Here is an 8,611-nt window from a genome sequence, read left to right as displayed (position 1 = left end):
AATCGCATGCCTGCTGGCCAACACCCTGACCGCCGCATGCCGCGCAAACAAACTCCCAGAACCAGAAGGCCTGACGGTGTGACCCATAGCGGACAGTCGTGCATGTAGATTTTCAGGGCCGGGGTACTCCCCGGCCTAAAATTTGTTAATATGTAAACTAAGTGTGAGATTACGGGCATTGAATGTGCCTGTATTGGTGATAAACTTTCTATTCCAGCCGGTTACGTTGTAATATGGCAAGTCCCCGGTAGTATTGGCTGGACCCGGAGAGTTGTTGTCGAGTGTTTATGTTCACGAAACTGCGCCCAGTTTTCGCCGAAATAGTAGGGTACCGGTTGATTGCCGGGCTGGTTTTCCTTCTGCTATTGTCCTTCGTATTCCAACCATTTCATGCCATCGAAGTAACCTTTCCTTGGCGCTTGGCCTTCTGGATCGGGGTGATGGCGCTGGCGCTAGGAGTGACCTGCGTCGCAAGAAGATTGTTGCGTAGGTTGTTCGCTGAGACCGAGTTTTCTGGGCGCGACCTTGTGCTGATATCTTTGGTTTTCGTCCTTTTTGTTCCAAGCCTTTGGTTGATGGTCTGGTTGCTGTTTTCGGCCAACGGACTGCCGTGCCCGGATATGTTATCTGTAACATCTTATGGCGCCTTGCTGTCGGTGGGCTTGATCCTGGTGCGGCGTGAGGCATCGAAACCTCAATCCGAAAATGCTGAAATTCCGCTGCCGCGCATGTACAAACGGTTGCCGGGATCCTTTCAGGGTCGGGTCTATCGCCTGACGGTCCAAGACCACTATGTGGATGTGGTGACTTCTGAGGGCACGTTTACGATCCGGTCGCGTTTTACCGACGCCATAGAGGAAATGGAACCTATACCGGGCCATTGCACGCACCGATCGCATTGGGTTGTCGATGACGCCATTGCTGGGGTCGAACGTAAGGGTGGCAAGACCATGTTGCGCCTGAAGAACGACGAGCTTGTTCCGGTCAGCAGGAAATACCGTCCGTTCCTAGAAGAAGATGGCCTGATTTGAGACGCCCTATCTGGGCATTGGGATCATTTGCGGGACTTTCCCTGTCAAGATCGCCATTGCCTGATCGCTCATCATGGCGTCCAGAACGTGATCCGAGCTAAAGAGCCCACCAGTATAAGTTCCATAGGCAGGCAGGATCAGACGCGCCTGATCCACTAGGAAGGCGGGGCGGGTGATCGAACGACCGCGGATCCGCACGCGCGCCTTGGGGTGGTAATGTCCCGAAACCTCAGCCTTGCCCTTGGGTTGCGCAATATGACGAAAGACCAGAGGGTCAACCGCATATTCGGCCAGATGGCTTCCGCCCAGATCTACCGGGCCGGGGTCATGGTTGCCCTCGATCCAGACCCAGCGGCGACCGGCCTGCATCGCCGTAATCTGCAGCCTGTCAGGCACACTCAAGGCGTTTAGGGCATCAAGATCATCAAAACTATCCCCAAGACAAATAACGATGTCAGGCTGAGTGTGCTCGATATCTGCGGCCAATCGGGCCAGGGTGTCCTGGCTGTCATAGGGGGGTAATGTCGTGCCGCCCCGGCGCGCCAAACGCTCGGATTTACCCAGATGCAGATCGGACACGCAAAGCACGCTTTTGTCGGGCCACCAAAGGGCACCAGACCCAAGCGCCAGCAGATTTTGCCCGGCTAAACAGATCGAAACTTCGTTCATGTTACGTTCTTTGCGACGTTCCGCTATCGCGTGCAAGAGGTTTTAGCAGGTTTCCAGCCCAGCCTCTTGCAATAGGCGCGCGCTTTCTTCCGCCAGCAGGCGTTCTTCAGCAGCACCTTTGACGGGTACCTTGCCAACCTCAAGAAACAGAGGTGCAGCCAGAGGTGAAACCCGATCCAATCGCATCAGATCTATGCGACCCCCGATCCGCTCGATCAGTGCCTCGATCCGCCCGAAATCGACGAGACCGCGCATGGCCTCTTCTCGGGTGATCTGCATTAACAGGTGATCGGGATCGTATTTCAGCAAAGTATCGTAGAGGATATCCGAGGAAAACGTGGCCTGCCGACCACTTTTGCGCTGACCGGCCATGTTCCGTTCGATCAGCCCTGCAATCGTGGCCGAGGCACGAAAGGTGCGCTTCATTACGGCATTGCCCGCCAGCCAGGTTTCCAAGCCGTTGCGCAGCTCGTCGGGCTGAAATAGCGGACGCGGGTCTATCACCGCGTCCAACCCCCAGATCAGGGTTGCATAGTCGGTGGCAACAAAGCCCAGCGGTGCAAGGTCCGTTTCTTCCATCCGTTTGGTCAGCAACAGCCCCAGCGTCTGCTGGGCGTTGCGACCCGCAAAACCATAGACACACAGGTTTTCGCGCCCATCGTTGGGGAAACTTTCGATCAGTAACCTGTCACGCTGAGGCAGGCGCGAGATATCGCGCTGCAACGCCAGCCAATCCGCGGTATGCGCGGGTAACTGGGGCCAATCAGGCTGTGCAAACAGCCGCAGGATACGGTCGCTCAGCTGCGTCGAGGTCGCAAATTTGGTGCCTGAAAACGTTGCGATCTTGGGCTTCTTATCCGCTCGGCGGCTGACTTCGACCGTCATCTCGCGCAATCCCTCATAGCGCACGATCTGGCCGCCGATCAGAAAGGTATCTCCGTGGGTCAGCGAGGCAGCAAAGGCTTCTTCGACCTCTCCCAGAGGCTTGCCCCCTCGATTGCGTTTCAGGCGGACTTTCAACGTATCTGTGTCCTGAATCGTGCCAAGGTTCATGCGGATACGCTGCGCAGCACGGGGGTCACGCAGCTGCCATTGCCCATCTGGCCGTAGCTGCAGTCTTTGCCACCGATCATAGGCGCGCAGGGCATAGCCCCCGGTTGCACAAAAGTCCAAACAGGCGTCGAACTCTGCTCGGGTCAACCCGGCATAGGGGCCCGCTGCGGTCATTTGCCGGAACAGGTCATCGGCCAAGAATGGCCCGGATGCTGCGGCAATCAGGATATGTTGACACAACACATCGCGTGGACCTGCGCCGCGGGGATCACCGTCCAGATCATGAGCTTTCACAGCCTCAAGTGCCGCTATGCATTCCACAACTTCGAAGCGGTTTGCGGGCACTAACAATGCTTTGGAGGGGGCGTTGTATCTGTGATTTGCGCGCCCGATGCGCTGAACCAGCCTTTTGACGTTTTTGGGCGCCCCGATCTGAATGACCAGGTCGACATCGCCCCAATCAATACCAAGATCCAGACTGCCTGTGCAGACGATTGCGCGCAGCTCACCACGAACCATTGCGGCCTCGACACGTTCGCGTTGCTGCCTGTCCAGACTGCCGTGATGAATGCCAATCGGCAGCCCGTCTTCGTTGGCAAGCCAGAGGTTGTGAAAGAAAATCTCGGCCTGTGCGCGGGTGTTGTGAAAGATAAGCGTCGTCTTATGCTTCCGGATCTGGTCCAGAACGGCAGGGATGGAATAGGCCGCGCTACCGCCCGACCACGGAGGCATTTCCTGCGTTTCCAACATTTGGATATCGGGGTCAGGCCCAGGATCGGCCTCAACGATCCGGCAGGGATCAGGGTGACGTGCCAGAAATCGGGCAATAGCATTGGGGTCTTCGACCGTTGCAGACAGGCCCACCCTGCGCAGGTCCGGGCAGAGCCCCTGCAGACGGGCCAGCGCCAGCATCAGCTGGTCGCCACGCTTGCTCTCGGCCAGTGCGTGGATTTCATCGACAACCACCCGTTGCACGCCCTGAAACATCCGCCCGGCGTCTTCGTAAGAGGTCAGCAGGGCCAGGCTTTCAGGTGTAGTCAAAAGGATCTGCGGCGGGTCAACCCGCTGACGCTTTTTCTGTGTGGCTGAAGTATCCCCGGTGCGATCCTCGATCCGGATGGACAGGCCCATTTCCTCGGCCGGGCCACGCAGGTTTCGTCGGATATCCGCCGCCAGCGCCTTGAGAGGGGAGACGTAGATTGTATGCAGGCCATCATGGTCCCGCTCTGCCAGATCGGCCAGCGTGGGCAGAAATCCGGCCATTGTCTTGCCCCCGCCTGTGGGGGCTATCAGCAACGTCGCCGGTTCAAGGGCCCGGTCGTACATGTCCTGCTGATGCGGGTGGATGGACCAACCTTTGTCGTCAAACCAGTCAGTAATCCGGGCGGGAATCTGCGTCATAAAGGCAGATTACCCGGCCCGTCAGCGAAATGGCATTAGGTTATTTGACGATTTTCTCATCTTTGACGAACATGTTGGCCCAAGCGCGTTCAATCAGATCGGGGCTCATCTGATAGGGAATTCCCTCGAATTCGCAGATCGAGATCATCTGATCAATCAGGAATATCGGCTGATAGTTCGCATAGATGTTGTCGATGGTCGGGTATTTGACCTTTAGCAGATGGACCAATGCGGCCTCGTCCAGAGGCATCCCGCGTTTGCGGGCCACCATGGCGAAGATTTTCAGGAAGTTCTCTTGGTTCGGACCGTCAATCTTGATCTTGAAGAAAATCCGGCGCAAAGCGGCTTGGTCAAAGATCTCGTTGGGGTGAAAGTTGGTCGAAAAGATGACCAGCGTATCAAAGGGCACTTCGAATTTTTCACCCGATTGCAGACCAAGGATATCCTTGTTTTCTTCCAGTGGAACAATCCAGCGGTTGATCAGGGCCTGTGGTGGTTCCTGCTGACGGCCAAGGTCGTCAACGATAAAGATGCCGCCCGTCGATTTCAGCTGCAGCGGGGCCTGATAGGTCCGCGCCGTAGGGTTATAAACCAGATCGAGCATGCTGAGTGACAGTTCACCGCCAGTCACAACAGTTGGTCTTTCACATTGGACATAGCGCGAATCAAACCGCTTGCGGCGGCGCAAGCTATTGGGATCATCTGCTTCTTGTTCGATGGCTGTGTGTACAATCGGGTCATACACCGTGATCACCTGACCAGCGTATTCGATGGCATATGGGACATAGACACTATCGCCCAAAGCATCCCGAATACCGTTCGAGATAGAGGATTTACCATTACCCGGAGGTCCATACATCAGGATTGATCGGCCTGCACTGACCGCGGGTCCAAGGTGGTCCAGCAGGCTGTCTGGCAGAACCAGATGGCCCATGGCCCCGGTCAACTGGTCGCGGGAAACCTGGATATTCCGGATCGACTGGCGTTTTACCTGCTCGCGGTACACATCCAACGGGACGGGCATGGCGCCGAAATATTCGGACTGGCTTAGCGCATCCAATGCACGCGCTTTGCCCGCATCGGTCAGTTGATACCCCATCTCATTGCCGCTGTTGGCGTTCAAAGTACCGGTTGCTTCCAGCAGCTTTTGTTCGCGGGCAAGGTCGATCAATTCCTGTGTGACAGAACCCGGCAAGCAGATCGCTTGGGCAACTTCGGAAACTGTATCTACGGTTTTACGAAAGATAGTTTTCAGCAGGATATCCCGCATCATAACAATAGGAAGCTGCATATCGCCCAACCCCTTTGGGGTAGGGGGGGCCATTACCGAGGTTGTCTGCATATTCATGAGCGTTGCCCGTCTAATTCAGTATTCACGCCAATAGCCCTGAAAAGGGCCCTTTGACGAAAATTTGGCCGGGCTTTGTGTCAGTTCCAAGGCGGGGACAAGGCGGACTGATGATAGTTTACGAGCCGTAAACAGTTCCAAGTATCAGGTAGATGGCCAGGGTTGCACCAAGCGCGAAACCCATTGGAAATTGTTTGTCCCGACGCCAGCTTTCCCAATCTGGGGCAATAGCTCTGAGGGCGGTATGTTTGGCCAATCGATGCGTGACAAAGGCCGCCAAGGTGGTCGACATCAGGATCAACAATACCAATGTGAAATCGCCCATCCAAACAAAGGCTGAGGCCGCGGCTATGAATTTTGCGTCTCCGGCTCCCATAATGCCGGCTGCGTTGAGCAGAATGCCGATGACCAGCATTACAACTATATGTAACAGCTGCCACAAATAGGGTGGGAGGGACACAGAAAACGGGCCGGTAATCCAACCATCCGACCAGGGCGGCAGGACAAACAAACCGATGACCGCAAATACCGCAGCCAGTGCTACTACGGCGTGATTCTTGATGAGCATGTCACGCAGGTCGGTGAAGGCTACGTAATAGCAGATCGGCAGTACGAACGGCAAAAACCAGGCCGCAGCACCCGCTGGAATATGCATGTATCAGGCTTCCTCAAGCGCGCGCAGGGATCGAACGGCTTCGTCGTAATGTTGCGGATGGGTGGCGATCGCTTCGCGGAACAGGTTCTTGGCCGTCGCCACATCACCGCGTTTCACCGCCGAGATGGCCATTGTGTTCAACAACATCGCGCGTTCGACCTGAGACATGGGAACGACAGGCATGCTGTAATTGCCCTGTGCAGCCCGGGCGAGGACCAGATTGTTCTTTGCCGTGAATAGAGAGTTATCCTGTCGAATGGCCTCGGTGAATAACCGTTCGGCTTCGTCGTACTGGCCGCGCGTCAGTTTGGAATATCCCCAGTTGTTCATTACACCACCGGGGCGGGTCGTCAGACCCACGGCGGTTTCATAGAAATGATCCGCGCGTTTCCAGTCTTTTTGTGAATCTGCGACGACGGCTTCCAGGCGGTAGCGTTTGAAAGATTCAAAAGTCGGCGGGACCGAATCCAAAGTGGACTTGGCTTTTGCCCAGTTCCCGGAACGTACCAGAGAATCTGCGTATTCGACCTTGTCTACATTGGTCGTACCGCTCATCGTGGTGACTTTTTTCCAGGCGGCGGTTGCCTCGGTCGTCCGTTTGGCGCGCGCCAGTGAAATCGCCAGCCCACGTTGCAGGTCTATACGACCCGGGTTCTTGGCGGCGGCACCCTGGAAATAGGTAACGGCTTCGTTTGGGTCGGCGGCCGACAGAAGAACGTCGTTCAGGTTGGTCTCGTCAATGACGTTCACCTCCTGAAATGTACGCTCGACCTTTTCTTCTTCGGATTCTTTTTCACAGGCTGAGAGGATCAGCCCGCAGATTGCGATAGACGGAATCAAGAATTGTTGGCGCATTTTTGCGTCCCTTACTGCTCTTGCCTATGTTACGGGAGCTTGCGCAGCATGAATTGCCCGTCGCCTTGCTGCTCCAGTGTGTATTCTTGTTCTTGAGGGGTATTATTATCAGTATTTTCCATTTTTGCGAGAGCTAACCGCAGATTGTCCCGGATTGCGTCACTTTCGCCATTATCGAGAGCATAGGCCCGGCGAAAGACCTGAGCGGCCTCGGGGTATTCACCGATTTCCATCAGCAACACACCCAGATTGTTCCAGGCGACAGACCATTCGGGGTCATCTTCAACCGCACGGCGCAGCAGTGTTTCCGCCTGTCCAAGCCTCCGAAGGCCCAGATTTGCCGTCCCCATCGAGGTCAGGATCTGCGTTGTCATTCCCTGATTGAGCGCTGCGCGGATAAAGGCATCCAACGCAAGCTCGTATTCACCCGAAGCCATCAACCGGTTGCCGACTGCAATCTGATCCTCGGCCGGGGCTTTACGATCAATGCCAGGTGCATCCAGATCCCCGGAGGACCCCGTTTCCGTGCAAGAAGCCACCGTGGCAAGAACCACGGTGGCCTGTAACACGCGGCGTATCCCCGTTTGGATGCACCTGGGTTTCAATTTCATAGGCTATTAGCCTCCGCCGAATTCAGCGATGCCTTTGGCCGAGGGTCCAACCAGAATGACCAGCAACGGTGGCACCGTCAGCATCATAGTGGCGAGTGTCATTTTGGTTGGCAACTTGTTAGCGGCCTCTTCGGCGCGCATCACGCGCTTATCTCGCATCTCGCCAGCGTAAACCCGCAAGGCTTCGGCGATGGATGTACCGAATGTTGCCGATTGGATCATCACCGTCACAAATGAGTTAACATCCTGAACGCCACAGCGCGTACCAAAATCGCGAAGAACCGTATCCTTGTCCTTACCGGCCTTCAATTCGTGGGCGACGACTTCAAATTCAAGCGAAATCTCAGGGTAGGAGGCTTTCATTTCGCGTGCGACGCGAACGATGGCCTGGTCCAGCGACTGGCCAGCTTCGACACAGACCAGCATCAGGTCAAGAGTATCGGGAAAGCCTGCGGTGATCGCTTCTTGCCGTTCTGCGACCCTTCGGGTGATCCAATAGCGCGGCAGAAAATACCCGGCGGCCGAAGGGACAAGAACTCGTATTATCATCTGCTGCGCGGTAAATTCCTGACCGTCGGAAAGGACAGTGACCAGCAAAACACCAATCACAATTCCGATGATGCCCAAGGAAAATTGAGCGAAGTGGAAGAACCGAACTGCGTCCTTTGACTGGTACCCCGCCTGCCGCAGTTTCAGCTGCATGGCAGACAGTTCTTCCTTATTCTGTGGCTCAAGGAAGTTGGCAAATTTCTCAAGCTGCTCGTTTCGCCCGCTTGTTCTGAGCTTGTCCTTTTTGACCTTCTTATCCTGTCGAGGGGCTGCATTAGAACGCTGCAGTTTCTTCAGGGGATCTTCTGGCTGGCTCAGGATCAAGGGGACTGTGATCAAGATCATGAACAGTCCAAGTACACCAACCACGATCAGTGGACCGAAGGGGCCAAGGAGCTCGGTTAGAAAGTCGTTTATTCGGGTCAGGATTTCCATGGTG

Annotated in this window: 8 protein-coding genes; 1 reads left to right on the top strand and 7 read right to left on the bottom strand. The window is 55.6% G+C overall.

What is annotated here, in order from left to right:
- Nucleotides 1–287: 287 nt before the first annotated feature.
- Entirely contained in the window at nucleotides 288–1,031 is a 744-nt protein-coding gene (locus AC2FJW_RS17100) for a LytTR family DNA-binding domain-containing protein (RefSeq protein ID WP_496750778.1), read from the top strand.
- Between the two features lie 6 nt (nucleotides 1,032–1,037).
- Here AC2FJW_RS17100 and pdeM read toward each other — a convergent pair whose 3' ends face one another.
- From pdeM to AC2FJW_RS17065, 7 genes are all read right to left on the bottom strand, one after another.
- Nucleotides 1,038–1,700: a ligase-associated DNA damage response endonuclease PdeM gene (pdeM, locus tag AC2FJW_RS17095; protein ID WP_496750777.1), complete on the bottom strand. Its 663-nt coding sequence runs from the start codon at nucleotides 1,698–1,700 to the stop codon at nucleotides 1,038–1,040.
- 42 nt (nucleotides 1,701–1,742) lie between these two features.
- Nucleotides 1,743–4,154 carry a ligase-associated DNA damage response DEXH box helicase gene (locus AC2FJW_RS17090; protein WP_496750776.1) on the bottom strand — a complete coding sequence of 804 codons (2,412 nt, stop codon included), beginning with the start codon at nucleotides 4,152–4,154 and terminating at the stop codon, nucleotides 1,743–1,745.
- A gap of 40 nt (nucleotides 4,155–4,194) precedes the next feature.
- On the bottom strand, nucleotides 4,195–5,502 hold the full coding sequence (locus AC2FJW_RS17085) for a DUF8689 domain-containing protein (protein WP_496697987.1): 1,308 nt from the start codon (nucleotides 5,500–5,502) through the stop codon (nucleotides 4,195–4,197).
- A 118-nt stretch (nucleotides 5,503–5,620) separates the two neighbouring features.
- The gene (locus AC2FJW_RS17080) at nucleotides 5,621–6,157 is read right to left on the bottom strand and encodes a prepilin peptidase (protein WP_496750774.1); all 537 of its coding nucleotides are present in this window, start codon (nucleotides 6,155–6,157) and stop codon (nucleotides 5,621–5,623) included.
- 3 nt (nucleotides 6,158–6,160) lie between these two features.
- The gene (locus AC2FJW_RS17075; protein ID WP_496697991.1) at nucleotides 6,161–7,012 is read right to left on the bottom strand and encodes a tetratricopeptide repeat protein; all 852 of its coding nucleotides are present in this window, start codon (nucleotides 7,010–7,012) and stop codon (nucleotides 6,161–6,163) included.
- A gap of 29 nt (nucleotides 7,013–7,041) precedes the next feature.
- The gene (locus AC2FJW_RS17070; protein ID WP_185956705.1) at nucleotides 7,042–7,623 is read right to left on the bottom strand and encodes a tetratricopeptide repeat protein; all 582 of its coding nucleotides are present in this window, start codon (nucleotides 7,621–7,623) and stop codon (nucleotides 7,042–7,044) included.
- Nucleotides 7,624–7,629: 6 nt separating this feature from the next.
- Nucleotides 7,630–8,607, bottom strand: a complete 978-nt coding sequence (locus AC2FJW_RS17065) for a type II secretion system F family protein (RefSeq protein WP_282022131.1) — start codon at nucleotides 8,605–8,607, stop codon at nucleotides 7,630–7,632.
- Nucleotides 8,608–8,611: the final 4 nt, after the last annotated feature.

It is taken from the genome of Ruegeria sp. CDSA020 (genome assembly GCF_059612345.1).
The sequence above is the reverse complement of the archived record's forward strand: the minus strand, read 5'-3'. Positions and strand labels throughout refer to the sequence as shown.

Bases quoted from the DNA above. Each gene is read 5' to 3' on its own strand.
- AC2FJW_RS17080 (WP_496750774.1), bottom strand. From the start codon at position 6,157: ATGCATATTCCAGCGGGTGCTGCGGCCTGGTTTTTGCCGTTCGTACTG.
- AC2FJW_RS17065 (WP_282022131.1), bottom strand. From the start codon at position 8,607: ATGGAAATCCTGACCCGAATAAACGACTTTCTAACCGAGCTCCTTGGC.
- pdeM (WP_496750777.1), bottom strand. From the start codon at position 1,700: ATGAACGAAGTTTCGATCTGTTTAGCCGGGCAAAATCTGCTGGCGCTT.
- AC2FJW_RS17100 (WP_496750778.1), top strand. From the start codon at position 288: ATGTTCACGAAACTGCGCCCAGTTTTCGCCGAAATAGTAGGGTACCGG.
- AC2FJW_RS17075 (WP_496697991.1), bottom strand. From the start codon at position 7,012: ATGCGCCAACAATTCTTGATTCCGTCTATCGCAATCTGCGGGCTGATC.
- AC2FJW_RS17090 (WP_496750776.1), bottom strand. From the start codon at position 4,154: ATGACGCAGATTCCCGCCCGGATTACTGACTGGTTTGACGACAAAGGT.
- AC2FJW_RS17085 (WP_496697987.1), bottom strand. From the start codon at position 5,502: ATGAATATGCAGACAACCTCGGTAATGGCCCCCCCTACCCCAAAGGGG.
- AC2FJW_RS17070 (WP_185956705.1), bottom strand. From the start codon at position 7,623: ATGAAATTGAAACCCAGGTGCATCCAAACGGGGATACGCCGCGTGTTA.